This is a genomic window from Janthinobacterium sp. NFX145, assembly GCF_049810325.1.
In the GTDB taxonomy this organism is placed as follows: Bacteria; Pseudomonadota; Gammaproteobacteria; order Burkholderiales; family Burkholderiaceae_D; genus Janthinobacterium; species Janthinobacterium rivuli.
This window is the reverse complement of the sequence record NZ_CP187360.1, coordinates 5,421,822-5,447,175: the sequence shown is the minus strand read 5'-3', so window position 1 is coordinate 5,447,175 and position 25,354 is coordinate 5,421,822. Positions and strand designations below refer to the sequence as shown.

Here is a 25,354-nt window from a genome sequence, read left to right as displayed (position 1 = left end):
CCAACTTGCACTTCAGGAAACTTCACCGCCGTACGCGCGCACTGGCCGGCCGCTGGCTGACGGGCATGCACGCCTATACCGACAAGCTGGCGCAGCGCCGTCCCCTGTGGATGGTCAGTCTGGCCATCGACGAAACGAATCTGTCCGAGGGTCTGCGGGCCGCTTGCGCCTCGAGTGCCATGCTGCTGCTGGGCCTGCTGTTCGACCACCCCGATTTTTCCTGGGCCGCCATCGGCGCCTTCTGGACCTGTCTGGCCGACGCGGCGGGCACGCGGCGCATGCGCTTCGTCTCGATGGTGGGCTTCGGCTTGCTGTCGACGGTCGCCGGCGGCCTGACGGCGCTGGCGGCCGGGCATGGCGTGGCGGCGGCGGCCATTGCCGTGCTGCTGTTTTCCTGGGCCGGCGCGTTGGCGCGCATCTGGGGCGCGGCCACGGCGCAGGTGGCCATCCTGGCGGCCACGGCCTGCGTGGTGATGGTCACGCATCCGTTGGAATCGATGACGCAGACGGCGCCTTTCCTGGGCCTGTACATGTTCGGTTGCCTGTTCGCCACCGTGCTCAGTTTTACCGTCTGGCGCATCCACCCGTTCAGCCCTGCCAGACGCGCCATCCGCGCCGCGTATTCGCGCCTGGCCGGCATCGCGCGCGACAATGCGCGCTTCCTCGAACATGGCGCCGCGCAGGCAGGTGTTGCCGCGCATGGCGCCAGCTACCGTTCGCAGGCGCGCGCCGCGCTGGAAGCGGCGCGCGTGGCGCTGGCCGCCGTGCCGCCGGCGCGCGCGGGACGCAGCGCCCTGTACGACAACCTGCTGCTGGCGCTCAGCGATGCCGAGCGCATCTTCGCCTATCTGATCGCCGTCACGCATACGTGCGAGCGCGAGCAGCAGCGCCTGCGCCAGGACCCGCGCGCGCGGCGCAGCCTGGAAGTGATGGCCGTGCTGCTGCGCCGCCTGGGGCAAGCCGTGCAGCGCCAGCCGGCAACGCCGCCGCTGGCATTGCAGCGCCGCCTGGCGGGCTGCGGACGGCGCCTGGAAGCGGCGCTGGGCGCCTTGCTGCCCTTGCGCCTGAACGTGGATTTCATGGAACTGGGCTTGCCGCGCGCGGCGCAGCTGCCGTGGCGCGAGGCCGCTTTCCTGGCGCTGGGGCAGGCCTGGCAAACGGCGAAAGTCAACGCCACGCCGCAGTCGCTGAGCTGGCGCCATGCGGCGCGCGTGTCGCTGGCGACGACGGCCGGCTTCCTGCTGGTCGAGGCCTTGCATATTCCGTTCGGCTACTGGGCCACGATGGCGACCTTGCTGATACTGCAGCCGTCCGTGTCGACCACCTGGCCGCGCGGCATCGAACGGGTCGCGGGCAGCGTGCTGGGCGCCGTGCTGGCCGTGCTGATCGGCCTGGCCATTTACACGCCGCTGGGCATCTCGCTGGTGGTGTTTCCCTTGATCGTTGCCACCATGGCCTTGCGCCGTGTCAGCTACAGCCTGCACGTGCTGTTCATGACGCCCGCCTTCGTGCTGGTGGCCGACTATGCGGCGCCGGCCAGCGAGATGGTGTATGCCATGAGCCGCCTCGGCAACAATGTGCTCGGCTGCGTGCTGGCCTTGCTGGCCACGTTTTTCCTGTGGCCGGACCGCGAGGCGGACGACCTGGATCAGCGCCTGGCGCAAGCCGTGTCGGCCAACCTGAAATACTTGCTGGCCGTGCTGGCCGCCGGTGGTAAATGGGACAGCGCCATCGCGCGCCTGCGCCGCGAGGCGGGGCTGGCCAGCAATAACGCGGAACAGGTGCTGCAGCGCTTGCGCATCGAGCGCCGCCTGGACCGCAGCAGTGGCGTGGGCCTGGCGGCGCTGCGCACCTTGCCGCTGCTGCGCCGCGTGGCAGGCAGCACGGCGCGCATCAGCCTGAGTCCCCAGGCCGAGCCGGCGCCGCCGGCATTGCAACGGTGGATTGCCGAGGTCAGCGGGGAAATCGATGCGCTGCTGCGCGGTGAAGCCACTGCCGGCGCGCCTGGCCCGTGTCTTGCCGACAGCCTGACGCCGCTGCAAGCCGATGCCGTGGCCCAGGTGCAGCTGCTGCGCGGCTTGCTGCGCGAGCATGTGCTGGCGCAAGCGCAGCCAGGTGGCGTGGCGTCAGGCGCCTGAATGACAAAGCAGGCGTGGTGAGGATGCAACAAGACGGCTGAAATTTTTACCCATGTCAAAAAAACGGCCGAGTCTTGATTTTCCTGCATTGTCAATGCAAATGGTAATCGTTATCATTTGTGACTGGCAGCATGAGAAGGCGACACTGGCGACGCGAGTGAAGGACGGCATCATGAGACTGCCGCCTTCTCATCCGCAGTTGCAAGGTTTCCATGTCTTCCATTCTTACCGTGCGCCAGTCCGTGTTGGCCATCAGCCTGGCCTTTGGCGCCAGCGCCGTCACGCCATGTGTTTTTGCCGCCGACACCGACAGCGAAGAATCCACGCCGCAAGTGCTGCCCGAAGTGCGTTTGCAGGCCGAGCGCGAATCCGTGGGCGAACAGCGCCTGGACAAGCGCCAGATCGAAGCCATGAATGGAATCGACGGCAATATCACCAGTTTGTTGCGTATCAATCCCAGCGTGCAATTCGATAACAAGCAGCAAGCCTCCGCCACCCAGGGCGAGCTGGCGCCAGCCGACATCAGCATCAATGGCGCCAAGTTCTACGACAATCTGTACCAGATGGATGGCATGTCGCTCAACAACGATATCGGCCCGGGCAGCAACAATCCTGCCAGTCTCACCACGCCGCCGTCGGCCAGCCAGGGCTTTGCAGTCGATACCAGTCTGCTGTGCGATGTGACGGTGCTCGACTCGAACATCGGCGCCGAATATGGCCGTTTCAAGGGCGGCGTCGTCAATGCCAATACCTGCGCGCCCGCGCGCAAGCTGGCCGGCCAGGTGTCGGTCGAAAGCACGCGCTCGGCGTGGATGAAGTACAAACTCAGCGACGCGCAGCGGGAAAGCGCTGCCAACTCGGCCACGGCCGACTTGCAGCCGGAATTCGAGAAATGGACGTACCGCGCCGCGCTGCAGGGCAAGGTGACGGAGAATTTCAGCCTGATCGGCAGCTTCATCCGCAAGACCTCGGAAATTCCGCTGAATGGTTACGGCAACGGCCTGCAGAGCGCAAGCGACGCCAATCGCAAGGTGCAGCGGCGCGGCAGCGACAACGCCTTTGTGCGCGGTTTCTGGAGCATCAGCCCCGGCGTGCTGGCCGATTTTTCTCTCATGCATGCACCGTCAGACGGCGACTATTTCATCGCCAATGCGAAGAACAGCACGTATCATTTGAAAAGCGGCGGCAATGGCCTCAACCTGGGCCTGACCCACCCGATAGCGCTGTTGGGCAACGCCACGGCGGAACACCGTTTGAGCTGGAACAGGATGGACAGCTCGCGCGATGCCGATGCCACCGTCTGGAAAGGCTGGCGCTATTCGAGCAACAAGAACTGGGGCGTCAAGACGGGCACGGGCGCGACGGGCTGGTCCAGCAACGAGGGCGGCTATGGCGACGTTGACCAGGAGCAGGAAAGCGCCCAGTATCAAGGCAAGCTGAAGTGGGAGTCGTTCGCCCTGCTGGGCGCCACGCACACCTTCCAGGCGGGTCTGGAACTGGGCACCCAGCATTCGAGTTACCAGCGCAACACCACGTACGAACAGTACACGGCGTCGGTCAATACCAGCACCTGCAATATGGTGGGCGGCGTCGATACGCAATACTGTTCCCTCGCGACGCCCTGGAACGCGGCCTCAAATGTGCGCGGCCAATACCTGTCGTCGCGCGTCATTTATTACGCGGGCGGCTATGAGCTGAGCAACAAGACGCGCGGTGCCTTTTTGCAGGACGATATCCGGGCCGGCAATGTGCGCCTGCGCCTGGGCGCGCGTTACGACAGCGACGACCTGTCGCCCAAGTCGAGCATCGCGCCGCGCCTGTCGGCGTTCTGGGACGTGGCGGGCAAGGGCACGACGCAGGTCGAAGTGGGCGCCAACCGCTACTATGGCCGCAATTTCTTCGATTTTTATGCCAACTCGAAGCGCCTGGCACTGCAGACGAAGGCGCAGACGCGCACCCTGTCGGGCGGCCTGCTGAAAGACTGGGCCGCGCCCGAGATGGCCACCAACTGGACCTGGTACCAGCTGGGCGACATGAAAACGCCGTACACGGATGAAAAAATGCTGGGCGTCAGCCATCTTTGGGGCGGCGTGAAGTGGAGCGCCAAGCGCGTGCTGCGCGAGGGGCGCGACGAAATCGTGCAGCACCTGGAATCGGCCGCCCATTATTATTGGGATAATATTGGCAGCACCGACAGCAAGGTGTGGACGCTGGCGGCCGAAACGGCGCGTCCGCTGCGCTGGGGCGGCAGCAGCACGCAGGTGCAGTTCGCCTATGACCACACGCGCACCCGTTCGTCGCACGCCAGCTACGATGACACTCTGAGCAATCTCGCCGGCGAACTCGATGACTACATCTATTACCAGGGCAAGTTTGTGCGCTGGATCGACCGCCCGGCGAATAATTACAACCGGCCCTGGACGGCGCGCCTGCTGCTGTCGACGGACGTGCCTGCCTACCGCCTGAAAGTGGATAATTTCTTCCGCGTGCGGGGTCCGGAAACGGGCATGGTGACAACGGGCGAATCGCTGATGTTCGACGGTGGCGTGGCGACGGTTTTCAAGGACATCACGGTGGGCAAGTCCATCAGCTGGGACATGCGCGTGCAATATGCATTGCCGAAAACGGGCCCGGGCGAAGGATTCGTCAACCTGGGCATTGAAAACCTCACCAACCGCACCAACCCGCTGTATCAGTCCGCTACCGCGCTGGTGTATGAAAAAGGCCGCCAGTTCACGCTGGAACTCGGTTACCGCTTCTGATGACAACGACCATGACGGCAGGCGCATGAGCATCGCATCCCACCTGAAAAAAACCACCTTCGCCGTGGCCGCCTTGCTGGTGGGCGGCGCGGGCCTGATGATAAGCATGGATGGCCGCGCCAGCGATGCCGTGCCCGCCAGCGCGGCCTGCGCGGCGGACAAGGGCTGGGACATGGCGTGCCTGCGGCAGACGTACGCGCAGCCCATCGCCAGCTGGCCCCGGCCGCAGGTGGCTGATGGCGTCACGCCGCAGGAAATGGCACCCGTCTCGGCCATGCCCGCACCGCAGGTGGCGCCGGCCGTGGCGTCGCTGGGGCAGCGCCTGTTCAACGATCCACGCTTGTCGCGCTCGAACGCGGTGGCTTGCATCAGCTGCCACAGTCCGGCCCACAGCTTTGCCGACAGCAAGCGTACCTCCGTCGGCCACGAAGGACGACTGGGACAGCGCAATGCGCCTGGCTTGCTGGGCGTGGGCCAGCTCAAGCCGCTGTTCTGGGACGGCCGCGCGGCCACCCTCGAAGAGCAGGCGCTGGGCCCCTTGCAGCATCCGGACGAGATGGCCATGGACGTGCCAGCCCTGGCGGCCAAGCTGGCCAAACTGGACGATTACCCGGCGCAGTTCGACGCCGCCTTTGGCGAGGGGGCCGGCGTGACCCTGCCGCGCATCCTGACGGCGCTGGCCGACTACCAGCGCACGGTGCTGCCGCCCGTCACGCGCTTCGATACTTTCCTGGAGGGCCGGCGCACGGACTTGAACGACCGCGAACTGCTGGGTCTGCATCTGTTCCGCACCAAGGCGCGCTGCATGACGTGCCACAGCAGCGCCATGCTGACGGACCAGCAATTTCACAACCTGGGACTGACGTATTACGGGCGCAAGAAATATGAAGACCTGGGACGCTACCTGGTGACGGGCAAGGATGAGGACGTGGGCAAGTTCCTAACGCCCGGCTTGCGCGGCGTGGCACAATCGGGGCCGTGGATGCACAATGGCCTGTTCCCGCAGATGGTGGGCTTGCTGAACATGTACAACGCGGGCATGTCGCGCCCCGTGCCGCGCAACGCCGAACAGGCGGCCGATCCGAAGTTTCCCGTTACCTCGCCCTTGCTGCAGCAATTGCAGCTGACATCCGAGGAAATCATCGCGCTGAAGAGTTTTCTCGAAGTGCTGTAGCCGCTCGGCCGGTTGCGCCCGCAACCGGCCTTTTCCTGCATGCGGCGCCGATATTGTATAGACGTTTGACGCCTGCCAATCTCTCCAAATTCCACATTTCACGGGCTTTCCCGATATATTTTCCAAACTGGAAATTTATCGAAAGGAAACGTTGACTCTAAAATAAGTGCGGTCTATATTCGTTTTCGTAGCAAGCAAAGACGAAATCTGTATGGATTTTTTACGACTGATCTGACGCGATTGCCGGCTTTGCCTGATGCCATCGCCAACATGGAGAGTAGTAAATGAAAAAGATTGCCGCGTTTATTTTTACCTTGGGACTGAGCGCTTCCTATGCCATCGCTTCCGATATCGACTGCTATAGCTGCGAGGAGGAACTGCGGGAATGCAAGATGATGTATGGCGACAGATCCCCATTGTGCAGCAACAATTACAAAGCCTGCCTGAGAGCCTGCCAAGCCGGCGCCTGATAGCTGTTTTTGCATTGCGAGGCGGCCGGCAAGCGCATGCTGCACCGGTCGCCCTCGATTCTTGACGCCCCTGACAATACTTATGATGCAGAAAAAAATTAAAACCATCGCCATGTATGGCTTGATACTGGCCGCCGGCCTGGGCAGCGGTTATGGCCTGTCCTTGTTGCCCGGCTTGCTCAAGTCGAATTACACCGAGGGCAATTACGCCGCGTATTTCCCGAACGCCCAGACGAAAGTGGTGCTGTACGGCACGGACTGGTGCGGCTATTGCGCCAAGACGCGCGCCTACTTCAAGGAAAACAAGATCGAATTCGTCGATCTTGATATCGAGAAATCCCCGGAAGCAAGAAAAGCCCATGAAGCACTCGGTGGTGGCGGCGTGCCCGTGGTGTTGATCGGCAACCGCAAGATCCAGGGTTTCAATACGGGCGCGCTGGAAGCGGCGCTGAAGAAAATCTGACGTTTCAATCGTTAACTTGAAAGGCTGACCATGTTCAAAAAGATTGCCGCGTTCCTGTTTGCCGCCGGCGCCGCGCTGTCCTTCAGTGCCCAGGCCTTTGGCCCTGACTGCACCTTTGTCTGCGAACGCAACCTGCTCGATTGCGTGGAATTCGGCCAGCCTGCCTGCGTGGAAAATTATCAGGCTTGCCAGAAGGAATGTCTGCGTCCGCCGCGTCATTGACGCGGAGGCAATGCCAGCTGATCGATGGCGCGTAAGAGACGGCGCGCCATGGCTGTTACTCATCGTCTGTCAATTCAACAGGAGTGCTTATGTTCAAAAAACTGGGTTTCTTTTTGTTTGCCATGGGCGTCAGCGCCTCGTATGCGATCGCCGGCGGCGGCGAGCCGGAATGCTATGCGCAGTGTGACGACGATCTGGTGCAGTGCATGACGGACCATCCGAGGTCGCCAGGCGCTTGCTCCAAGATTCACCAGATGTGCAATCAAAGCTGCGATCCATACTTGCCGTAAATAATGATTGCCGGTCTGCCGGTCTCCTGGCCAGGCCGGCCGAATCACCTCATCCGTCCTGCAGTGCCTCATTTCCACAAAGGATTACTTATGTTCAAAAAACTGGGTTTCTTTTTGTTTGCCATGGGCGTCAGCGCCTCGTATGCGATGGCCAGTAGTACCGCCGACATTTCCGAATGCCAGTCCGAGTGCTATATGGCGCTCGATGCCTGTGTCATGGAGTTCAGTGTTCCTTCATGCGTCCGCGCCAATAAAGTGTGTCTTCAGGCCTGCGGCTAGGAAAATCTAATAACTATTCTGGCCGGTGCTGAAGAAAGGCGCTAGCCGATTCTATCCCTTGTCTTTGGGCGCAACATGAAACGGCGGCATGTTGCGTGTTTACTTCACGTCGCTCACTAAGGAACAGCATGTTTAAAAAAATCGCTTTTTTTCTTTTTGTTGCAGGTGCCAGCCTGTCGTTCAACAAGGCGGCAAACAGCACTCCAAGCTGTGGTTTCCAGTGCGCCCAATTAAGGGGAATTTGTCTCGACGAAGGCCGGGGTGACGCTTCCTGCCGCGACAACTACAATTTCTGCGTTGAAAACTGCCGTAATGGCATCTATCCCGAGATGCCGGAATAAGCAACACGTGCATGGCCGCGTCATCTGGCGCGGTCATGCCGCCACAGCACGTCATCGCCGCCGGCAAAGCGGTTGAGCACGCGCGACAGCACGAACAGCAGGTCCGACAGGCGGTTCACATACTGGCGCGGATGCTCGTGCAGTGGTTCCGCATTGGCCAGCGCGACGATGCTGCGCTCGGCGCGGCGGCACACGGTGCGGCATACATGCGCGAGCGAGGCGGCGCGCGAGCCGGCCGGCAGGATGAATTCGGAGAGCGCCGGCAAGTCCGCATTGTATTTCGCCAGCAGGTCGTCGAGGCGCAGCACGTGTTCTTCCTTGATCAGCTGGTAGCCGGGGATACAGATTTCTCCGCCCAGGTCGAAAAGGTCGTGCTGGATGGCCACCAGCTCCTCGCGCAAGGCGTCGGGCATGGCTTCGCACAGCAGCAAGCCGATATTGGAGTTCAGTTCGTCCACGTCGCCCATGGCGTGGATGCGGGCGCTGTCCTTGCTGGTGCGGCTGCCGTCGCCCAGGCCGGTGCTGCCATTGTCGCCCGTGCGCGTGGCGATTTTCGAAAGTCGGTTGCCCATGATGCTGATCCTGTAAAGAAGAATGGGGGCAGCATACGACACCGCGCGCCGCCTGGCCCTGCATTTGCCCGCCATTGTGACAAAAAATGCGCTGCACGCCACGTTTGTGCTTACAATCGTTGCACGCCCATGCTCATTTGCCCTCCATCTTATGCCCAATGCTGCCTCTGAATCCGGATTGACCGCCGCGCGCCAGCAAGCCGTCGTCGCTGCCCTGCTGGCCGTGCTGCCGGCACGCTGCGTGCTGTCCGACGCCGAAGATACGCGCCCGTATGAATGCGATGGCCTGGCCGCCTACCGCCAGCTGCCGATGGTGGTGACCCTGCCGGACACGGAAGAACAGGTCATCGCCATCCTCGGCGTCTGCCGCGAGTTGAAGGTGCCGATCGTGCCGCGCGGGGCCGGCACGGGCCTGTCGGGCGGCGCCTTGCCGATCGCCGATGGCGTGGTGCTGTCGACGGCGCGTTTGAACCGCATCGTGCGCGTCGATGCGTATGCGCGCATCGCCGTGGTGCAGCCGGGCGTGCGCAACCTGGCCATTTCCGAAGCGGTGGCGCAATATGCCTTGTACTACGCGCCCGACCCGTCGTCGCAGATCGCCTGCAGCATCGGCGGCAACGTGGCGGAAAACTCGGGCGGCGTGCATTGCCTGAAATACGGCCTGACCGTGCACAATGTGCTGCGCGTGCGCGTCGTCACCATCGCTGGCGACGTGCTGGAACTGGGCGGCGAATGCCTCGACGCTCCGGGCCTCGACCTGCTGGCCGTCTTCATCGGCTCCGAAGGCATGCTGGGCATCGTCACGGAAGTGACCGTGAAACTGATACCGAAACCGGCGACGGCCAGAGTCATCATGGCGTCGTTTGACGACGTCGTCACGGGCGGCAATGCGGTGGCCAACGTGATCGCCGCCGGCATTATCCCGGCTGGCCTGGAAATGATGGACCAGACGTCGTCGCGCATGGTCGAACCGTTCGTCAAGGCCGGCTACGACATCGACGCGGCCGCCATTTTGCTGTGCGAAGCGGACGGCACGCACGAGGAAGTGGAAGAGGAAATCGCGCGCATGACGGCCGTGCTGGAAGGGGCGGGCGCGAGCGCGATTGCCGTGTCGCAGTCGGAAGCGGAACGCATGAAATTCTGGTCCGGCCGCAAGAACGCGTTTCCCGCCGCCGGTCGCATCTCGCCCGATTACTACTGCATGGACGGCACCATCCCGCGCAAGAAACTGGCGGAAGTGTTGACGGGTATCGCCGCCATGGAAACGACGCATGGCTTGCGCTGCGCGAACGTGTTCCATGCTGGAGACGGCAATCTGCACCCATTGATCCTGTTCGACGCCAATATGCCCGGCGAATTCGAGCGCGCCGAAGCGTTTGGCGCCGACATCCTGGCCCTGTGCGTGGCCGTGGGCGGCACCATCACGGGCGAACATGGCGTGGGCATGGAAAAGATCAATTCCATGTGCGTGCAATTTACACGCGCCGAACTCGATGCCTTCTTTGCCGTCAAGCGCGCCTTCGATCCGCATACCTTGCTCAACCCGGACAAGGCGATCCCCACCTTGAACCGCTGCGCCGAATTCGGCAAGATGCATGTGACGGCGGGGCGGCTGCCGTTCGCCAACCTGCCCCGTTTTTAATCCGCCGGAGACTCTTTTGCAAGCAATCGTTGAACAATTCAGGCAGCAGATCCTGGCGGCCAGCGCGGCGGGCAGCCCCTTGCGCCTGCGCGGCGGCGGCACGAAAGACTGGTATGGCCAGCAGCTGACAGGCGAGGTGCTCGATACGCGCGCGTATGCGGGCATCATCGACTATGAACCGACGGAGCTGGTGATCACGGCGCGCTGCGGCACGCCGCTGCTGGAAATCGAGGCGGCGCTGGCCGCGCGCAACCAGATGCTGGCGTTCGAGCCGCCGCACTTCGGCCCCGGCGCCACGGTGGGCGGCGTCGTCGCCAGCGCCTTGTCCGGCCCGCGCCGGGCCAGCGCGGGGGCCTTGCGTGATTTCGTGCTGGGCGCCGTGCTGATGGATGGCCATGGCGAACGCCTGGCCTTTGGCGGACAGGTGATGAAAAACGTGGCCGGCTACGATGTCTCGCGCCTGCTGGCGGGGTCCCTGGGCACCTTGGGCCTGATCCTGGAAGTGTCGCTGAAGGTGCTGCCCCTGCCGCTGCGCGAAGCGACGCTCCGCGTGGCCTGCGCGGAAATCGCCGCCTTGCGCATGCTCAATGAGTGGGCGGGCAAGCCGCTGCCGATATCGGCCAGCTGCTGGCACGATGGCGTGTTGACGGTGCGCCTGTCCGGCGCCGAGGCGGCTGTCTCGGCGGCCCTGCAATCGCTGGGAGGCGAAGTGCTGACGCACGATGACGCGGCCGCCTTCTGGCTGGACGTGCGCGAGCAAACGCACGCATTCTTCGCGGGCGCGGGCAGCCTGTGGCGCTTGTCTCTGCCGCCGCACGCCAGCGCCATGATTTTAAAGGGGCGCCAGCTGATCGAGTGGGGCGGGGCACAGCGCTGGCTCAAGCTCGATGGCGACGCCGATGCGGCCGGCAGCGCGCAGATTCGCCAGGCCGTGGCGGCCGCCGGCGGCCACGCCACGCTGTTTCGCGGCGGCGACAAGGCCGTGGGCGTGTTCCACCCGCTGGCGCCCGCCATCGCCACCATCCACCAGCGCCTGCGGCAGGCTTTCGACCCGGCCGGCATCTTCAACCCGCACAGAATGGATTGAGCGCATGCAAACCAATCTCGCCGATTTCATCAAGAATACGCCGGCAGGCGACGAAGCCGAAGCCATTTTGCGCGCCTGCGTGCATTGCGGCTTTTGCACGGCCACCTGTCCCACTTACCAATTGCTGGGCGACGAACTCGATGGCCCGCGCGGACGCATTTACCTGATCAAACAAGTGCTCGAAGGCGCGCCCGTCACGGCCAAGACGCAGACGCACCTGGACCGCTGCCTGACCTGCCGCAACTGCGAGTCGACCTGTCCGTCCGGGGTGCAGTACGGGCGCCTGGTCGACATCGGCCGCAACGTCGTCGAGCAGCGCGTGCAGCGCCCCTTGCGCGAACGCGCGCTGCGCTTCGCCCTGAAGGAAGCCTTGCCGCGCCGCTGGCTGTTTACGCCCGTGTACAAGGCGGGGCAGGCGCTGCGGCCACTGCTGTCGAAAGGCTTGCAGGATAAATTGCGTCCGGGTGCGCAAGCGGGGGCATGGCCGACGCGCCAGCATGCGCGCAGCATGCTGCTGCTGGACGGCTGCGTGCAGCCGGCCATGTCGCCGAACATCAACGCGGCCACGGCGCGCGTGCTCGACGCCTTGGGCGTGCAACTGATCGTCGCCCCGAAGGCCGGCTGCTGCGGCGCGCTACGCCATCACCTGAATGACCAGGAAGCGGCGCTGGACGACATGCGCCGCAATATCGACGCCTGGTGGCCGTATGTCGATAGTGCCGAAGCCATCGTCATGACGGCGTCCGGCTGCGGCGCCACGGTGAAGGAATATGGACATTTGCTGGCGCACGATCCGCAGTATGCGGACAAGGCGCGGCGCATCGCGGCACTGACGCGCGATCTGTCCGAGATCATGCCGGCGTTTGAAAACGAGCTGGCGGCGCTGCTGAAAGGACGCATCGGGAAAAGGGTGGCATATCACCCGCCATGCACCCTGCAGCATGGCCAGCAGGTACGCGGCAAGGTGGAGCAGGTCTTGCGCGCCGTCGGCGTCGACGTGCGCCTGTGCGCCGACAGCCATCTGTGCTGCGGTTCGGCCGGCACGTATTCGATTTTGCAGCCGGCATTGTCGCAGCAGCTGCGCGACAACAAGGTGGCGAACCTGGAAGCGTGCGAGCCGGAGATGATCGTGTCGGCCAATATCGGCTGCCTGAGCCACCTGCAGTCAGGCACGCAGACGCCCGTGCGGCACTGGATCGAGCTGATCGACTCCGCCTTGACGCCTAAATAGGCGCTTCGCTGTACTGCGCAATGCGCCATTGGGGCGCCGGCACGAAGTTCGCAGCCCACTCCAGCACGGCGTCGGCCGGCATGGGGCGGGCGATGCCGTAGCCTTGCGCCAGGTCGCAGCCCAGCTGGATCAGGCGCGCGCCATGCTCGACGCTTTCCACGCCTTCGGCGATCACCGTCAGGCTGAATGAACGGGCCAGGCCGATGACGGCGCGCACCAGGTGCAGGTCGTCGCGGTCGTTGAGCATGTTGCGCACGAAGCTCTGGTCGATCTTGACGATATTCGCCGGCAGGCGTTTTAAATATGACATCGACGAGTAGCCGGTGCCGAAATCGTCGAGCGCGAAGGTGATGCCCAGCGCCTGGCAGGCGCGGATGATGCGGCGCACGTCTTCGATGTCGTGCAGGGCTGACGATTCGAGGATTTCCAGTTCCAGCATGCTGGCGCGCACGCCGGGAAATTCGCCGAGGATGGTTTCCAGGCGCGAGACGAAGTCGGCTTGCTGGAAGTGGCGCGCCGCGATGTTCACGCTGACTACCCAGTGCTTGCCGCAAGCCACCCAGCGCTGCATCTGCCACAGGGCCTGGCGCAGCACCCATTCGCCGATGTCGATGATCAAATCCGTCTGCTCCACCAGCGGCAGGAATTGCGCGGGGGCCAGCACGCCGCGGCGCGGATGCTGCCAGCGCAGCAGCGCTTCCATGCCCACCACCGTGCCGGCGCGCATGTTCACCTTGGGCTGGTAGTACAGCCGCAGTTCGCCATTGATCAGGGCGTGGCGCACTTCCGTGCGCTGGTTGTGGTGGGTGCGGACTTCTTCATCGAGGTTGGTGTCGAAGAAGTGGTACTGGTTGCGCCCCGTCAGTTTCGCCTGGTAGACGGCGTGGTCGGCGTGGCGCAGCAGGCTTTCCGTATTCAAGTCCTTGCCCGCATACACGGCGATGCCGGCGCTGGCCGTCACGTGCAGCGCCTGCTGGTCGCACTGGTAGGGGCGGCTCAGTTCCTGCATCAATTGCGTGATGTTCTGTTCGATGCTGGCGATGCTGGCCTGGCCGCACAGCAGCATGACGAATTCATCGCCGCCCAGGCGCGCCGCGTAATGGACCTGGCCCGTAAAGCCGTGCAGGCGGCCGGCCACCTGCTTGAGGATTTCATCGCCGGCCTCGGCGCCGTAGCGGTCGTTAATGGCCTGGAAGTGGTCGAGGTCGAACAGGCAGACGGCCAGCAGGCGCTGGCGTTCGCGCGCGAGGAACAGTTCCTGCTCGAAGCGGGCGGCCAGCGCGGCACGGTTGGGCAAGCCTGTCAGCACGTCATTGTAGTTTTGCCACGACAGCTTTTGCAGCGCCTGCTGCATGTGCACGGTTTCGTTCAGCTGTTCGCCCAGCTGGCGCTGGCTGGTTTTCAGCGAGGTCAGCAGTTCTTCGATATCGCCGGCCATGCCGTTGAACGACTGCGACACGGCTTGCGCCTCGGGCGTGGCGCCGGCCGCCAGGCGCACGGCGAAATTGCCATCACGGAAGCGGTCGGTCGCTTGCACGAAGCGCGCCAGCAGCTTGCGGTGCGACGCCAGGATCAAGCCCAGCAGGAGGAAGACGAGGACGATATTGATGCTGCTGAGGACGGCCTGCTCGAGCACCCTTTGCCACACCTGCGCCAGGGGCCGGCCGGGCGTGTAGTGCAGGTCGAGGATGCCGTCGCCGCCGTCAGGTAGCGCCACCGTCAGGCGGCTGCGGATGGCCGCCATGCCCGCCAGGCGCGCAAACCACGCCGGCACGCCGTCGGCCAGTGTGTCGCCTGGCTTGTTGTCGGCCAGCACTTCGATATGCCCGCCAGCCGTATCCCAGCGCGCGGAAACGAGGCTGCGGTTCAGCGGCAAGGCGCTGCGCAGCGCCTGCCGCACGCTGTCGTGCGTCGCATGCCGGTCCGTGTGCACGGCCAGCGGCAGCACGCTATTGGCCAGGAACAGGTCGAGTTGCCGGGCGTCGCTCTGGTAGCGCGCATTGGCCAACGCCGTTTCGGTACCCAGCAGGGCGTGATAGCGAACGGCGGAAACGGCGAGTATCAGGAAGGTAATAGGGATGAAGAGGCGGGGATAACTGCCCATCCGCATCCAAGAAGATAATATTTTCCCAAAGACTGGCATCGTTTTATGATCGATATCTGCGAATAATTATGTAAACATTATCACCGATATTTGCTATTTGAAACACAATATTGATATCAAGCATGAAATAAATGCAGTTTTATGGATTTCACATGATTGTTGTCTTAAATCAAAGCAATCCGTTTTTACTCCTGTAGCAATTGCCGTATGTCGGCCGCCAGACTGGCTGGTTTGCTGGCCGTCGCATAGCGGCGAAATACGCTGCCATCTTTACGCACCAAAAACTTGGTGAAATTCCATTTGATCGATTGCGTGCCCAATATGCCGGGCGCCGCCTGTTTTAATTGTGCAAACAGGGGATGGGTCTGCGCGCCATTCACGTCGACCTTGGCAAACAGGGGAAAGGTGACGCCGAAGTTTTTCTCGCAAAAGGCGCCAATTTCCCCGTTCGATCCCGGTTCTTGCTGGCGGAATTGATTGCAGGGAAAACCCAGCACGACCAGGCCCTGCTCGTGAAATTCGCGGTACAGCGCTTCGAGTCCCTGGTATTGCGGCGTGAAGCCGCAGGCGCTGGCCGTGTTGACGATCAGCAATACCTTGCCTTTGTAGCGCGCCAGGTCGACCGGCGTGCCGTCCAGTGCCTCGGCCTGGAAATCGTGGATGCTGGTCATGTCAGAGGAGTCCCAGTTTGGTGGCGCCCGCTTGCGGGGCCGGTTCCGGCGCCGTGGCGCCCTTGAGTTTGATCGTCAGGCGCAGGTCGTTGACGGAGTCCGCATTGCGCAGCGCGTCTTCATAGCTGATGGCGCCCGCTTCGTGCAGGTCGAACAGGGCCTGGTCGAAGGTCTGCATGCCATGCTCGCGCGACTTTTTCATCAATTCCTTGATCTCGTGCACCTGGCCCTTGAAGATCAGGTCGCTCATCAGCGGCGAGTTGAGCAGGATTTCCAGCGCCGCCTTGCGTCCGCCGCCGTCCTTGCCGGGGATCAGGCGCTGCGAAATCATGCCCTTCAAATTGAGCGACAGGTCCATCAGCAACTGCTGGCGCCGCTCTTCGGGGAAGAAATTGATGATGCGGTCCAGCGCCTGGTTGGCGTTGTTCGCGTGCAAGGTCGCCAGGCACAGATGGCCCGTTTCGGCAAACGCGATGGCGTGGTCCATCGTCTCCCGGTCGCGGATTTCTCCGATCTGTATCACGTCAGGCGCCTGGCGCAGGGTGTTTTTCAGGGCCGTGCCCCAGTCGTCCGTATCGACGCCCACTTCGCGCTGGGTAACGATGCAGTTGCCGTGCGGATGGATGAATTCCACCGGGTCTTCGATGGTGATGATGTGGCCATGGCTGTGCGCGTTGCGGTGGCCCACCATGGCCGCCAGGGTGGTCGACTTGCCGCAGCCCGTGGCGCCCACCATGATGACGAGGCCGCGCTTGCTCATCACCACGTCTTGCAGGATGGCGGGTAAACCGAGCCCATCGAGGGTGGGGATGGCGGTATTGATCAAGCGCAAGACCATGCCTGCCTGGCCCATCTGGACGAAGGCGGACACGCGGAAACGCCCGAGGCCGTCCGGGCTGATGGCGAAATTGGCTTCGCGGCTGGATTCGAACTCGGCCGCCTGGCGTTCGTTCATGACGGCGCGCACGTAGCCGGCCGCCTGTTGCGCATCGAGCGCCCCGCCGGCCAGCGGCGTCAGTTTGCCGTCGAGTTTGATGGCTGCAGGAAAGCCGGCCGTGATGAACAGGTCCGAGCCGCCCCGTGCGCGCATCTGCGCCAGCAGCGCGTGCATGGCGCCATAGTGTTCGTGCGTCGTCTGCATGGCTTATCCGGGGAAGTTTTCAGGGGCTTTGGCGGCCGAGCGGGCCGTTTCCGCCGAGATCGTGCCGCGCCGGACCAGGTCGCTCAAGCACTGGTCCAGCGTCTGCATGCCGACATTGCTGCCCGTCTGGATGGCCGAATACATTTGCGCCACTTTCGCTTCGCGGATCAGGTTGCGCACGGCCGGCGTGGCCAGCATGATTTCATGCGCGGCCACGCGGCCCGCGCCATCCTTGGTTTTGAGCAAGTTCTGCGAAATGACGGCTTGCAAGGATTCGGACAGCATGGCGCGCACCATTTCCTTTTCCTCGGCGGGGAAGACGTCGATGATGCGGTCGATCGATTTCGCCGCCGACGAGGTGTGCAGGGTGCCGAAGACCAGATGGCCCGTTTCGGCCGCCGTCAGCGCCAGACGGATGGTTTCCAGGTCGCGCAATTCGCCCACTAAAATCACGTCCGGGTCTTCGCGCAGGGCCGAGCGCAGCGCATTGCTGAACGAATGCGTGTGCGAACCGACTTCGCGCTGGTTGATCAGGCATTTTTTCGGTTCATGCACGAATTCGATCGGGTCTTCGATGGTCAATATATGGTGGTTCAGGCGCTCGTTGACGTGGTTCACCATGGCCGCCAGAGTGGTCGACTTGCCCGAACCGGTCGGACCCGTCACCAGCACCAAGCCGCGCGGGCGCATGGCCAGCTCGCCGAAGATGCGCGGCGCGTTGAGCTCTTCCAGGGTCAGCACTTTCGACGGAATCGTGCGCAGCACGGCCGAGGCGCCTCGTTCCTGGTTGTAGGCGTTGACGCGGAAGCGGGCCAGGCCGGGAATCTCGAACGAGAAATCGCATTCCAGCGCTTCTTCATACGCCTTGCGCTGGCTGTCGTTCATGATGTCGTAGATCATGCTGTGCACTTCCTTGTGCTCGAGCGGGGCCACGTTCAGGCGGCGCACGTCGCCGTTGACCCGTATCATCGGCGGCAGGCCGGAAGACAGGTGCAAGTCGGAAGCCTTGTTGCTGACGGAGAAAGCGAGTAGTTCGGAGATGTCCATTTATAATCCCTGTGCCTGCATTGATGGGCTGGCGCACTGTGCCGCCGCCCCTATACACTAGAAAATGATTATGTCCACAATCGAACAGAACTTGCAAGCCGTGCGAGACAGTATTGCGCAGGCGGCCCTGGAGGCGCGGCGCCTGCCGGAAGACGTGACCCTGCTGGCCGTGTCGAAAACCTTTGGCGCGGACGCTGTGCTGGACGCCATGCGCGCGGGCCAGACGGCGTTTGGCGAAAATTATCTGCAGGAAGCGCTCGACAAGATTGCCGCCGTCAAGCTTGCGCTGCCGCAAGGCGCACCCGTCTGGCATTTCATCGGTCCCATCCAGAGCAACAAGACGCGCCCCATTGCCGAGCACTTCGACTGGGTGCACACGGTGGAACGGGAAAAGATCGCCGCGCGCCTGTCGGAGCAGCGCCCGGCCGGCTTGCCGGACCTGAATATCTGCCTGCAAGTCAATATCAGCGGCGAAGCGAGCAAGAGCGGCGTGACGCCAGCCGAACTGCCGGCGCTGGCGCATGCCGTGGCGCAATTGCCCCGTTTGCGCTTGCGCGGCCTGATGGCCATTCCCGAGCCGGAAACGGATGTCACGCTGCAGCGCGCTGCCTTTGCGCAATTGCGCGTGTTGTACCAACAATTGAAGGCCGAAGGGCTGGCGCTCGACACCTTGTCGATGGGCATGTCGGCCGACTTGCGCGCCGCCGTGCTGGAAGGCGCCACCATCGTGCGCGTGGGTAGCGCCATTTTCGGTTCCCGCAACTATTCCTGATAAAGAGAGAACAAGCATGACGACAGAATTGAATATCGCCTTTGTGGGCGGCGGCAACATGGCCGCCGCGCTGATCGCCGGCCTGACGGGCAAATTGACCCTGGGAGGCAATATCCACGTGATCGATCCGCACGCGCCCGCGCTGGAAAAACTGCAGGCGCAATTCGGCGTGACGACGGCGCTGCTTGCGGACGACGCGCTGCGCGCCGTGGACGTGATCGTGCTGGCCGTGAAACCGCAAAGCATGCGCGAGGTGGCGGCGCAGTTGCTGCCTTTCCTTGATGGTGACCGGGCGCCATTGATCCTGTCGATCGCGGCCGGCATACGCGCGCAAGACCTGTCGCGCTGGCTCGGCGATTACCCCGCCATCGTGCGCTGCATGCCGAACACGCCGGCCCTGATCGGCATGGGCATCACGGGCATGGTGGCCAGCGGCGGCGTGAGCGAAGAACAGAAAAAGGCGGCGGACGCCATCCTGCGCGCCGTCGGCCAGACCGTCTGGCTCGATGACGAAGCCAAGATCGATCCTGTGACGGCCGTGTCCGGCAGCGGCCCTGCCTACGTGTTTTACTTTATCGAAGCGATGCAGCAGGCGGCGGCCGAGCTGGGTCTCACGCCGGAGCAGGGCACGCAGCTGGCGATTGCCACCTTTACGGGCGCGGCGCAGCTGGCGGCGAACTCCAGCGAACCCGTATCCTTGCTGCGCGAGCGGGTCACGTCAAAGGGCGGCACGACGTACGCGGCCCTCACCAGCATGGAAGAGAGCGGCGTGAAGGCGGCCATCGTCAAGGGCATCAAGGCGGCCGCGCAGCGCGGGCGCGAGATGGGTGACGAGCTGGGCAAATAAACGCTACATCACCTTGACGGCGCGGCCGATATACAGGATCGGCCCTGTCGGCCTGCCTGTCGGCGAGCCCGTTTGCGGCTCCAGCGTGATTTCAAACAGTTGATCGGGCTGCAGCGGCGGCAGCTTGTCCAGGGTCAGCTTGAGGCTTTGCCCCGGCTTGACGAGGCCCAGCGAGACGGGCGCGCCCCAGTCCTTGCCCTTGGTCCAGAATTGCAGGGCTTTCTGCTGCGGCACGGCAGTCGGGCCCAGCGGGATCAGGCTCAGGTCGCGGTTCTTGCCGCCGCGTCCGCCCGCCTGCACGATCCAGCCCGGCGATTTATCTTGCGGCGCCACCAGCACCACCAGATAGCCGGGTCCGCTTGGCGCCTGCAGTTGCATAGTGACCAGCACGGCCAGCGCGGCCGTGGCCGCCAGGCCGCCGCCGGCCAGCACTCGCCAGAAGGCCAGGCTGTTCCACCAAGCCTGCCAGCCGCCCGCCTGCCGCACGGCTTTTGGCGTGAACAGGCTGGCGCCGATGCGCGGCCACAGTTGCGCCGAGGGCGTTTCGGGCGGCGCCAGGGTCGTCAATGGCAGCAGACGCTGTTCCCAGGCATCGACGGCGTCGCGCAAGGCGGCGTCGCGCGGCAAGCGCTGTTCCACGTCCGCCCGTTCGGCCCGTTCCAGGGTGCCCAGCACGTATTCGCCGGCCAGCCTGTGCAATTCATCGTCGCTGTCGATCATCCCATGCACTCCCGCAAGGCGGCCAGGCCCCGCTTGACCCAGGCTTTCACCGTGCCCAGCGGCGCTTGCAGCCGCTGCGCGATTTCGCTATGGGAACAGCCATCGACGTAAGCGTACAGGATGCTATTGCGTTTGCCTTCCTCCAGGTGGCCAAGGCAATCGTGCAGCTTGCCCAGATCCGCCTGGTCGGCATAGGCATCGCTGGCATCATGGCCTAGTCGTTCGTGCAGCAGGGTTTCCACGGTATCCTCGTCGGCCGATACTTCATGGGCGCGGGCGCGCGCCACATCCAGCGCCTGGTGCCGCACCACGACATAGATCCAGCCCTTGCCGCTGCCGCGCGTGGCGTCGAAGCTGCCGGCGCGGCGCCAGATATTCAGAAAGGCGTCGTGCAGCACGTCTTCGGCCAGGTCCCGCTGGCGCACGATGCGCAGAGCCACGCCCAGCAGATAGCGGCTTTCCTGCTGGTACAGGCCGTGCAATGCCTGCTGCTCGCCCCTGGCGCAAGCGCGCAGGGCGGCATCGTAATCGAACGGAGTGGCTAGGGTTGGCAAGGTCGGCGCAATCGTTGGAGTTAACGGTTAGCAAGTTTTCAAGACCGAGTATAGGCCAGAAACCAGCTTGCCAACCGTCACGCTCACGCTTTTATGCTGCTTTCCAAAAGATATAATCGGCTTGGTAAGGTACCCATTGCTTGGCGCCGATGGACTCCATGCCGCAGGGGCTGCTTGGCGCCACGCCGCCGCTGGTGGCCACGCGCTGGATGTAGCTGACGCCCTGCATGGCGCCGCTTCCCGTGGCAGGGTTGGCTTTCACCAACTGATACGGGATGTTGCCCGCACTGGCCGGCGCCACGGCCACTTGCGTTGCCGTCACTTTCGAGCCGTCCAGGTTGGCCCAGGTGGCAGGTGGGCCGACATACGTGCCGACCTGCATGCCGCCGCGGTCGTTCAAGGCTGCGTCCGGTCCCACGAAGACCCATTCATGGCCCGTCATATCTTTCTTGGCCTTGCATTCGTAGGCGATCTTGCCCACGCCCACCGTTTGCATGGCGACCTGGTGGCCATCGGGCACTTTGACGGCGTTCGGCAATTGTTCCTGCGAATAGCGCGCGCTCATGGGCGCGCAAGCCGTCAGCAGCAGGGCGGCGCCCAGCAAAGTCAGTGCGGGAACGGTGTGGCGTGGGGCGGTGAAGGCAAGCATGGCGAACTCCTGGTAGTTGGCTCAACCGGCTGGTTGATACCATTACTACGCAGGGGTTTGCAATTTGGATGCAGCCAGGAAAAAATATTTTAGTCCGGCGTGTCTTTCTTGCTGAAACGCTGCGCCAGCGCCAGCACGACGGGCATGGCGGTGGTGGCGTGCTTGAGTAGCGCGCCGCTGGCGCGCAACAGCGGCAGGAAACGGCGCGGGCGCACGAGCAGCAAACCCAGCACGCCGCCGCCTATCATCAGGGGAATTTTAAAACGCGTGGCCAGGGTGTGGCGCAGATTGCCGCCCGTGAGCGGCTCCAGCAACTGGCGTGTCTGCACGCCCAGGGCCAGGCGCTGCAGCGCGCATTCGGCCAGCAGGGCGTCGCGCCGCTGCGCCAGGCTGGCGGCCGTGTGCACATGCGACAACTTGGTGGGATGCGTGGTCATGGCCGCTCCGATCCCCGGCGGGCCAGCAATTGCAGCTCGTCCAGGTCTTTGTTCAGTTCGGAAAGTGTGAAGGACAGCAGTTTCGGCTTGCTGCGGAAACTGGCGCGCACGCCGAGCAGGGTGGCGATGGCGGCGACGATGAAAACGGCGGCCGTGATGGCGATGGCGGCGATGCGGTGCGTATCCCAGAACAGCACGATGACGAGGAACACGATCAATACGAGGCCGACAAACAGGCACAGCAGTGCCAGCATGGCCAGCGCCAGATAGGACAGGAAGCGCAGCGACTCTTCTTCCATTTCCACGGCCGCCAGGGCCAGACGTGTCTGGACGATGGCGGCGAGGGTCGCTGCGACTTGGGCGACATGGTGCACGATAGCCATATGCTGCCTTTCGCGTCAGGAGACGGCCAAGGCCGTCGGTACTGCGTCGGTACTGCCTAGCGGCGTGACGAGGAAAGCAGCAGGCCGAACAGCACGCCCACGACGGCGCCCGCGCCCACGGCTTTCCACGGATTGTCCTGCACGTATTCGTCGGTGGCCTTGGCCGCCTTCTTGGTTCGTTCGAGCAAGTCTTCTTCCAGCTTGATCAAGTCTTTCTTGGCCGTTTCCAGCGTGGCGATGAACTTGTCCTTGACGGCTTTGACATTCTCGCCCGTCTGATCCTTGGCACCGTCGAGCCAGCCTTCCGCTTCATTGATGACGGTTTTCAGGTCGCCGACCAGTTTGTCGCGGGCCTTGTCGGCGTCGGCGAGGATGCTGTCGCTGCTGGATTTTCCGGTATGTATCGAGCTCATGTATTACCTCATGGAAGTGAAACTGCACAGTGAAATACCAGTGTAGGCAGCTGCGGCCAGGCTGTCTTGCGCCGCCTCAAGGGCTACCGCGGCGCAAGGATGATTGCTTAACGGAAAGCAAAGTCCAGAACCACGCCCGCAAACACCGCCGCTCCTAGCCAGTTATTATGCCGGAATGCCGCAAAACACGGCATACGCTCGCGTGCGCGGATCAGGGTGTAGTGGTAAACGGCGCAGCCGGCCGCCACCACCAGCCCCGCGACGAACCAGTAACGCAAGCCCAGATACCAGCCGCATGCCAGCCACAGCAGCAGGAAAACGGCATAGCAGAACATGACGATGGCCACGTCGTAGCGGCCAAAGGTGATGGCCGACGTCTTGATGCCGATTTTTAAGTCGTCGTCGCGGTCGACCATCGCGTATTCCGTATCGTAGGCCACGGCCCAGAAAACATTGCCGAGCAGCAGCAGCCAGGCGACGACGGGCACGGCATCCGTGATGGCGGCAAAGCCCATGGGAATGCCGAAACCGAAGGCGATGCCGAGATACGCTTGCGGAATGGCAAAGAAGCGCTTGAAGTAGGGATAGGTGCCGGCGATGATGACGGCCGCCACGGACAGCTGCTTGGTCAGCGCGTTGAGGGGCAGGATCAGGCAAAAGGCCAGTACGGTCAGCACGCCGGCCACGGCCAGCGCTTCCTTGCCGCTGATGCGTCCGCTGGTGATGGGGCGCTCGGCCGTGCGCTTGACGAATTTGTCGATATCCTGGTCGGCGTAGTCATTGATGGCGCAGCCAGCCGAGCGCATCAGGAAAGTGCCAAGAGTAAAGATGAGCAGCAGCCGCCAGTCCGGCACGCCCTGCTGCGCCAGCCACAGCGCGCACAGGGTAGGCCACAGCAGCAATACGGTACCGATAGGCTTGTCCAGCCGTATCAGGCGGAAATACAGCGCCAGCTTGTTCATGGAAGACTCGATCTTGTTGAAGAGAAAGGTCGATTATCGCAAATAGTATGTAAATGTACTATTTTGCGCTTGGGGCGCTAGTCGTCGTCTTCGCAGAGCGGCGTAATTCCCGGCAAGTTGCAGCTGGCGATGGCCGCGCACAAGGCGTCGATGGCGGCCTTGCGCGTAAAACTCTTGCGCCACAGCATGACCACCCGGCGCGATGGCACGGGGGCGGCGAAGGGCCGGTATTCGAGCATGCCGTCGGTGGCGTGCATATTGGCGACGGAGGCGCGCGGCAAGACCGTCAGGCCGATGCCGCTGGCCACCATGTGGCGGATGGTTTCCAGTGAAGAACCTTCGAACGTGCGCTGCATGCCGTTGCCGGGCGAGGAAAAACGCGCCATTTCGGGGCACACTTCCAGCACCTGGTCGCGGAAACAGTGGCCATTGCCCAGCAGCAGCATGGTTTCCGATTTCAAATCTTGCGCGGCGATTTTGTCACGCGCCGTCCATGGATGCTGGCGCGGCATGGCGACGACGAACGGCTCGTCATACAGTTCCTGCATGGCCATGCCGTGGTCGGGCAGGGGCAGGGCCATGATGGCCACGTCCAGTTCTCCCTGGCGCAGCAATTCGAGCAGGCGAACCGTGAAATTCTCCTGCAAGATCAAGGGCATCTGCGGCACCTGGTCTATCATGGCCTTGACCAGCGGCGGCAGCAGGTAGGGGCCGATCGTGTAGATCACGCCCAGGCGCAACGGGCCGGCCAGCGGGTCCTTGTTTTGCTTGGCGAGTTCCTTGATGGCGGCCGTCTGTTCCAGCACGCGCTCGGCTTGCGCGATGATCTGCGCGCCCAGGGGCGTGACGGAGATTTCCGCGCCGCCCCGTTCGAACAGGACCACGCCCAATTCGTCTTCGAGTTTCTTGATGGCCACTGACAGGGTGGGCTGGGCAACGAAGCAAGCTTCAGCGGCGTGGCCGAAGTGCTTCGCTCGCGCGACTGCAACGATATATTTCAGTTCAGTCAGTGTCATAGGTTGATTGAAACACAGGAAGTACTTACTTGCAATGAATGAAAGGTGGCGCAAACGTGAAACTGTGGCGCCGATGGCGTATTGTAGCGGATCGCCCCCTATAATGCGGGACCGGGCGGCGAAGGGAGACGGTGATGGAATTGCGGATGCAGGCGCTGGAAGCGGCAATCAATTACTGGCGCGCCAGGCAACCGGCGCGCGGCAATGAATATGCGCTGTCGTCGCCCGTCAGCCGCCTGGCCGACGTGTATGCGCTGATGATTTACAACCGGCAAGATTGCATCGCCGAAGAGGGCCTGGAGCCGGCCGTCCTGGCCTTGATCGAGGCCTGGCGCCGCGATGCCGGCGGCATCCAAGGCGATAGCCACGCCTGAGCGTGACCCTAGCGTGACCCTATTTAACCCTACAAGAGATATTCATGCCTGACTTTGAAAACAAACTGTGCGGCCGCGACGAATTGCGCGCCCGCGCCGCGGCCCTGCCGAAACCGGTGGTGGTGACGAACGGCGTGTTCGATATTTTGCACCGCGGCCACGTGACGTACCTGGCGCAGGCGCGCGCGCTGGGCGCTTCGCTGATCGTTGCCGTGAATACCGATGCTTCAGTGAAACGCCTGGGCAAGGGCGACGACCGTCCCCTCAATAACTGCGAAGACCGCATGGCCGTGCTGGCCGCGCTGGAAGCGGTGAGCCTGGTGGTGCCGTTCTCGGAAGACAGCGCCCTGGAAGTGGTGCAGGACATCGAACCGGAAATCTATGCCAAGGGCGGCGACTACGACATGGCGGCCATTCCCGAAGGCAAGGCCGTGCTCGCGTATGGCGGCCAGGCCGTGGCCATCGATTTCGAGCATGACCGCTCGACCACCAAGCTGTTGACGAAAGTGCGGACGCAGCAAGGCTGAGGAAGCTCGTCAATGTTTCCATACAGATAAAAAGACGTTACTATGAGAACTGCCAGGGCTGCGACT

General features: G+C 63.2%; 29 protein-coding genes. 16 read left to right on the top strand and 13 right to left on the bottom strand.

Annotated elements, in window-relative coordinates; genetic code table 11:
- Positions 1-65 precede the first annotated feature (65 nt).
- From ACPJXG_RS24375 to ACPJXG_RS24335, 9 genes are all read left to right on the top strand, one after another.
- Positions 66-2,138 carry an FUSC family protein gene (locus tag ACPJXG_RS24375; protein WP_176388063.1) on the top strand — a complete coding sequence of 691 codons (2,073 nt, stop codon included), beginning with the start codon at positions 66-68 and terminating at the stop codon, positions 2,136-2,138.
- A gap of 212 nt (positions 2,139-2,350) precedes the next feature.
- On the top strand, positions 2,351-4,900 hold the full coding sequence (locus ACPJXG_RS24370; RefSeq protein WP_278317757.1) for a TonB-dependent receptor plug domain-containing protein: 2,550 nt from the start codon (positions 2,351-2,353) through the stop codon (positions 4,898-4,900).
- Between the two features lie 25 nt (positions 4,901-4,925).
- Positions 4,926-6,074, top strand: coding sequence for a cytochrome-c peroxidase (locus tag ACPJXG_RS24365; protein WP_425252578.1), 1,149 nt, complete (start codon positions 4,926-4,928; stop codon positions 6,072-6,074).
- 284 nt (positions 6,075-6,358) lie between these two features.
- Entirely contained in the window at positions 6,359-6,544 is a 186-nt protein-coding gene (locus ACPJXG_RS24360; protein ID WP_425252577.1) for a hypothetical protein, read from the top strand.
- A gap of 82 nt (positions 6,545-6,626) precedes the next feature.
- Complete coding sequence (locus ACPJXG_RS24355) at positions 6,627-7,007, top strand: glutaredoxin family protein (protein WP_425252576.1); 381 nt, start codon at positions 6,627-6,629, stop codon at positions 7,005-7,007.
- Positions 7,008-7,037: 30 nt separating this feature from the next.
- On the top strand, positions 7,038-7,229 hold the full coding sequence (locus ACPJXG_RS24350; RefSeq protein ID WP_425252575.1) for a hypothetical protein: 192 nt from the start codon (positions 7,038-7,040) through the stop codon (positions 7,227-7,229).
- Positions 7,230-7,318: 89 nt separating this feature from the next.
- Positions 7,319-7,519 carry a hypothetical protein gene (locus tag ACPJXG_RS24345; RefSeq protein WP_099403301.1) on the top strand — a complete coding sequence of 67 codons (201 nt, stop codon included), beginning with the start codon at positions 7,319-7,321 and terminating at the stop codon, positions 7,517-7,519.
- A 90-nt stretch (positions 7,520-7,609) separates the two neighbouring features.
- Positions 7,610-7,798, top strand: a complete 189-nt coding sequence (locus tag ACPJXG_RS24340; protein WP_034749095.1) for a hypothetical protein — start codon at positions 7,610-7,612, stop codon at positions 7,796-7,798.
- A gap of 128 nt (positions 7,799-7,926) precedes the next feature.
- Complete coding sequence (locus tag ACPJXG_RS24335) at positions 7,927-8,139, top strand: hypothetical protein (protein ID WP_139143510.1); 213 nt, start codon at positions 7,927-7,929, stop codon at positions 8,137-8,139.
- Between the two features lie 20 nt (positions 8,140-8,159).
- Here ACPJXG_RS24335 and ACPJXG_RS24330 read toward each other — a convergent pair whose 3' ends face one another.
- Positions 8,160-8,711, bottom strand: a complete 552-nt coding sequence (locus ACPJXG_RS24330; RefSeq protein WP_278317760.1) for a cob(I)yrinic acid a,c-diamide adenosyltransferase — start codon at positions 8,709-8,711, stop codon at positions 8,160-8,162.
- A gap of 151 nt (positions 8,712-8,862) precedes the next feature.
- On the opposite strand from ACPJXG_RS24330, the gene ACPJXG_RS24325 reads away from it, so the two are divergent.
- From ACPJXG_RS24325 to glcF, 3 genes are read left to right on the top strand one after another with little or no spacing between them, the layout of a single operon-like run.
- Positions 8,863-10,353 (top strand): FAD-linked oxidase C-terminal domain-containing protein, encoded by a 1,491-nt coding sequence (locus ACPJXG_RS24325; protein WP_425252574.1) that lies wholly within the window; start codon positions 8,863-8,865, stop codon positions 10,351-10,353.
- A 16-nt stretch (positions 10,354-10,369) separates the two neighbouring features.
- On the top strand, positions 10,370-11,440 hold the full coding sequence (gene glcE / locus ACPJXG_RS24320; RefSeq protein ID WP_099403298.1) for a glycolate oxidase subunit GlcE: 1,071 nt from the start codon (positions 10,370-10,372) through the stop codon (positions 11,438-11,440).
- A gap of 4 nt (positions 11,441-11,444) precedes the next feature.
- Positions 11,445-12,671 carry a glycolate oxidase subunit GlcF gene (gene glcF, locus ACPJXG_RS24315; RefSeq protein WP_099403297.1) on the top strand — a complete coding sequence of 409 codons (1,227 nt, stop codon included), beginning with the start codon at positions 11,445-11,447 and terminating at the stop codon, positions 12,669-12,671.
- On the opposite strand, the gene ACPJXG_RS24310 is transcribed toward glcF, so the two are convergent.
- The 4 genes from ACPJXG_RS24310 to ACPJXG_RS24295 form a co-directional block, all read right to left on the bottom strand.
- On the bottom strand, positions 12,664-14,775 hold the full coding sequence (locus ACPJXG_RS24310; protein WP_425252573.1) for a putative bifunctional diguanylate cyclase/phosphodiesterase: 2,112 nt from the start codon (positions 14,773-14,775) through the stop codon (positions 12,664-12,666). The two genes, glcF and ACPJXG_RS24310, sit on opposite strands and share 8 nt — an antisense overlap.
- 185 nt (positions 14,776-14,960) lie before the next feature.
- Positions 14,961-15,446 (bottom strand): glutathione peroxidase, encoded by a 486-nt coding sequence (locus ACPJXG_RS24305; RefSeq protein ID WP_099403295.1) that lies wholly within the window; start codon positions 15,444-15,446, stop codon positions 14,961-14,963.
- Between the two features lies 1 nt (position 15,447).
- The gene (locus ACPJXG_RS24300) at positions 15,448-16,587 is read right to left on the bottom strand and encodes a PilT/PilU family type 4a pilus ATPase (protein ID WP_425252572.1); all 1,140 of its coding nucleotides are present in this window, start codon (positions 16,585-16,587) and stop codon (positions 15,448-15,450) included.
- 3 nt (positions 16,588-16,590) lie between these two features.
- A complete protein-coding gene (locus ACPJXG_RS24295) occupies positions 16,591-17,634 on the bottom strand; it encodes a type IV pilus twitching motility protein PilT (protein WP_035824693.1) in 1,044 nt (347 codons plus the stop codon).
- Between the two features lie 70 nt (positions 17,635-17,704).
- Between ACPJXG_RS24295 and ACPJXG_RS24290 the strand changes: the two genes are divergently transcribed.
- Positions 17,705-18,406 (top strand): YggS family pyridoxal phosphate-dependent enzyme, encoded by a 702-nt coding sequence (locus tag ACPJXG_RS24290; protein WP_425252571.1) that lies wholly within the window; start codon positions 17,705-17,707, stop codon positions 18,404-18,406.
- 16 nt (positions 18,407-18,422) lie between these two features.
- Positions 18,423-19,253 carry a pyrroline-5-carboxylate reductase gene (gene proC / locus ACPJXG_RS24285; protein ID WP_425252570.1) on the top strand — a complete coding sequence of 277 codons (831 nt, stop codon included), beginning with the start codon at positions 18,423-18,425 and terminating at the stop codon, positions 19,251-19,253.
- Positions 19,254-19,256: 3 nt separating this feature from the next.
- On the opposite strand, the gene ACPJXG_RS24280 is transcribed toward proC, so the two are convergent.
- From ACPJXG_RS24280 to ACPJXG_RS24245, 8 genes are all read right to left on the bottom strand, one after another.
- A complete protein-coding gene (locus tag ACPJXG_RS24280; RefSeq protein WP_099403293.1) occupies positions 19,257-19,973 on the bottom strand; it encodes an anti-sigma factor in 717 nt (238 codons plus the stop codon).
- On the bottom strand, positions 19,970-20,527 hold the full coding sequence (locus tag ACPJXG_RS24275) for a sigma-70 family RNA polymerase sigma factor (protein ID WP_278317766.1): 558 nt from the start codon (positions 20,525-20,527) through the stop codon (positions 19,970-19,972). The genes ACPJXG_RS24280 and ACPJXG_RS24275 overlap by 4 nt, the downstream gene beginning before the upstream one ends.
- Before the next feature lie 91 nt (positions 20,528-20,618).
- Positions 20,619-21,176 carry a DUF3455 domain-containing protein gene (locus tag ACPJXG_RS24270; RefSeq protein WP_425252569.1) on the bottom strand — a complete coding sequence of 186 codons (558 nt, stop codon included), beginning with the start codon at positions 21,174-21,176 and terminating at the stop codon, positions 20,619-20,621.
- 89 nt (positions 21,177-21,265) lie between these two features.
- On the bottom strand, positions 21,266-21,613 hold the full coding sequence (locus ACPJXG_RS24265; protein WP_035824704.1) for a hypothetical protein: 348 nt from the start codon (positions 21,611-21,613) through the stop codon (positions 21,266-21,268).
- Positions 21,610-21,996 (bottom strand): phage holin family protein, encoded by a 387-nt coding sequence (locus tag ACPJXG_RS24260; protein WP_046683403.1) that lies wholly within the window; start codon positions 21,994-21,996, stop codon positions 21,610-21,612. Before ACPJXG_RS24260 ends, ACPJXG_RS24265 begins: the two co-directional genes overlap by 4 nt.
- Positions 21,997-22,052: 56 nt before the next feature.
- Positions 22,053-22,409 (bottom strand): glycine zipper domain-containing protein, encoded by a 357-nt coding sequence (locus ACPJXG_RS24255; protein WP_046683402.1) that lies wholly within the window; start codon positions 22,407-22,409, stop codon positions 22,053-22,055.
- A gap of 107 nt (positions 22,410-22,516) precedes the next feature.
- Positions 22,517-23,371, bottom strand: a complete 855-nt coding sequence (gene ubiA / locus ACPJXG_RS24250) for a 4-hydroxybenzoate octaprenyltransferase (RefSeq protein WP_035824713.1) — start codon at positions 23,369-23,371, stop codon at positions 22,517-22,519.
- Between the two features lie 77 nt (positions 23,372-23,448).
- Complete coding sequence (locus ACPJXG_RS24245; protein WP_035824715.1) at positions 23,449-24,387, bottom strand: hydrogen peroxide-inducible genes activator; 939 nt, start codon at positions 24,385-24,387, stop codon at positions 23,449-23,451.
- A 134-nt stretch (positions 24,388-24,521) separates the two neighbouring features.
- Here ACPJXG_RS24245 and ACPJXG_RS24240 point away from each other — a divergent pair, with 134 nt between their 5' ends.
- The gene (locus tag ACPJXG_RS24240) at positions 24,522-24,761 is read left to right on the top strand and encodes a DUF3717 domain-containing protein (protein ID WP_425252568.1); all 240 of its coding nucleotides are present in this window, start codon (positions 24,522-24,524) and stop codon (positions 24,759-24,761) included.
- 44 nt (positions 24,762-24,805) lie between these two features.
- Positions 24,806-25,288 carry a D-glycero-beta-D-manno-heptose 1-phosphate adenylyltransferase gene (rfaE2, locus tag ACPJXG_RS24235; RefSeq protein ID WP_035824719.1) on the top strand — a complete coding sequence of 161 codons (483 nt, stop codon included), beginning with the start codon at positions 24,806-24,808 and terminating at the stop codon, positions 25,286-25,288.
- Positions 25,289-25,354: the final 66 nt, after the last annotated feature.

What these genes read in the sequence shown, in the direction of transcription:
- ACPJXG_RS24375 (WP_176388063.1), top strand. Translation starts at nt 66, where the DNA reads ATGCACGCCTATACCGACAAGCTGGCGCAGCGCCGTCCCCTGTGGATG.
- ACPJXG_RS24370 (WP_278317757.1), top strand. Translation starts at nt 2,351, where the DNA reads ATGTCTTCCATTCTTACCGTGCGCCAGTCCGTGTTGGCCATCAGCCTG.
- ACPJXG_RS24365 (WP_425252578.1), top strand. Translation starts at nt 4,926, where the DNA reads ATGAGCATCGCATCCCACCTGAAAAAAACCACCTTCGCCGTGGCCGCC.
- ACPJXG_RS24360 (WP_425252577.1), top strand. Translation starts at nt 6,359, where the DNA reads ATGAAAAAGATTGCCGCGTTTATTTTTACCTTGGGACTGAGCGCTTCC.
- ACPJXG_RS24355 (WP_425252576.1), top strand. Translation starts at nt 6,627, where the DNA reads ATGATGCAGAAAAAAATTAAAACCATCGCCATGTATGGCTTGATACTG.
- ACPJXG_RS24350 (WP_425252575.1), top strand. Translation starts at nt 7,038, where the DNA reads ATGTTCAAAAAGATTGCCGCGTTCCTGTTTGCCGCCGGCGCCGCGCTG.
- ACPJXG_RS24345 (WP_099403301.1), top strand. Translation starts at nt 7,319, where the DNA reads ATGTTCAAAAAACTGGGTTTCTTTTTGTTTGCCATGGGCGTCAGCGCC.
- ACPJXG_RS24340 (WP_034749095.1), top strand. Translation starts at nt 7,610, where the DNA reads ATGTTCAAAAAACTGGGTTTCTTTTTGTTTGCCATGGGCGTCAGCGCC.
- ACPJXG_RS24335 (WP_139143510.1), top strand. Translation starts at nt 7,927, where the DNA reads ATGTTTAAAAAAATCGCTTTTTTTCTTTTTGTTGCAGGTGCCAGCCTG.
- ACPJXG_RS24330 (WP_278317760.1), bottom strand. Translation starts at nt 8,711, where the DNA reads ATGGGCAACCGACTTTCGAAAATCGCCACGCGCACGGGCGACAATGGC.
- ACPJXG_RS24325 (WP_425252574.1), top strand. Translation starts at nt 8,863, where the DNA reads ATGCCCAATGCTGCCTCTGAATCCGGATTGACCGCCGCGCGCCAGCAA.
- glcF (WP_099403297.1), top strand. Translation starts at nt 11,445, where the DNA reads ATGCAAACCAATCTCGCCGATTTCATCAAGAATACGCCGGCAGGCGAC.
- ACPJXG_RS24310 (WP_425252573.1), bottom strand. Translation starts at nt 14,775, where the DNA reads ATGGGCAGTTATCCCCGCCTCTTCATCCCTATTACCTTCCTGATACTC.
- ACPJXG_RS24305 (WP_099403295.1), bottom strand. Translation starts at nt 15,446, where the DNA reads ATGACCAGCATCCACGATTTCCAGGCCGAGGCACTGGACGGCACGCCG.
- ACPJXG_RS24300 (WP_425252572.1), bottom strand. Translation starts at nt 16,587, where the DNA reads ATGCAGACGACGCACGAACACTATGGCGCCATGCACGCGCTGCTGGCG.
- ACPJXG_RS24295 (WP_035824693.1), bottom strand. Translation starts at nt 17,634, where the DNA reads ATGGACATCTCCGAACTACTCGCTTTCTCCGTCAGCAACAAGGCTTCC.
- ACPJXG_RS24290 (WP_425252571.1), top strand. Translation starts at nt 17,705, where the DNA reads ATGTCCACAATCGAACAGAACTTGCAAGCCGTGCGAGACAGTATTGCG.
- proC (WP_425252570.1), top strand. Translation starts at nt 18,423, where the DNA reads ATGACGACAGAATTGAATATCGCCTTTGTGGGCGGCGGCAACATGGCC.
- ACPJXG_RS24280 (WP_099403293.1), bottom strand. Translation starts at nt 19,973, where the DNA reads ATGATCGACAGCGACGATGAATTGCACAGGCTGGCCGGCGAATACGTG.
- ACPJXG_RS24270 (WP_425252569.1), bottom strand. Translation starts at nt 21,176, where the DNA reads ATGCTTGCCTTCACCGCCCCACGCCACACCGTTCCCGCACTGACTTTG.
- ACPJXG_RS24265 (WP_035824704.1), bottom strand. Translation starts at nt 21,613, where the DNA reads ATGACCACGCATCCCACCAAGTTGTCGCATGTGCACACGGCCGCCAGC.
- ACPJXG_RS24260 (WP_046683403.1), bottom strand. Translation starts at nt 21,996, where the DNA reads ATGGCTATCGTGCACCATGTCGCCCAAGTCGCAGCGACCCTCGCCGCC.
- ACPJXG_RS24255 (WP_046683402.1), bottom strand. Translation starts at nt 22,409, where the DNA reads ATGAGCTCGATACATACCGGAAAATCCAGCAGCGACAGCATCCTCGCC.
- ubiA (WP_035824713.1), bottom strand. Translation starts at nt 23,371, where the DNA reads ATGAACAAGCTGGCGCTGTATTTCCGCCTGATACGGCTGGACAAGCCT.
- ACPJXG_RS24245 (WP_035824715.1), bottom strand. Translation starts at nt 24,387, where the DNA reads ATGACACTGACTGAACTGAAATATATCGTTGCAGTCGCGCGAGCGAAG.
- ACPJXG_RS24240 (WP_425252568.1), top strand. Translation starts at nt 24,522, where the DNA reads ATGGAATTGCGGATGCAGGCGCTGGAAGCGGCAATCAATTACTGGCGC.
- rfaE2 (WP_035824719.1), top strand. Translation starts at nt 24,806, where the DNA reads ATGCCTGACTTTGAAAACAAACTGTGCGGCCGCGACGAATTGCGCGCC.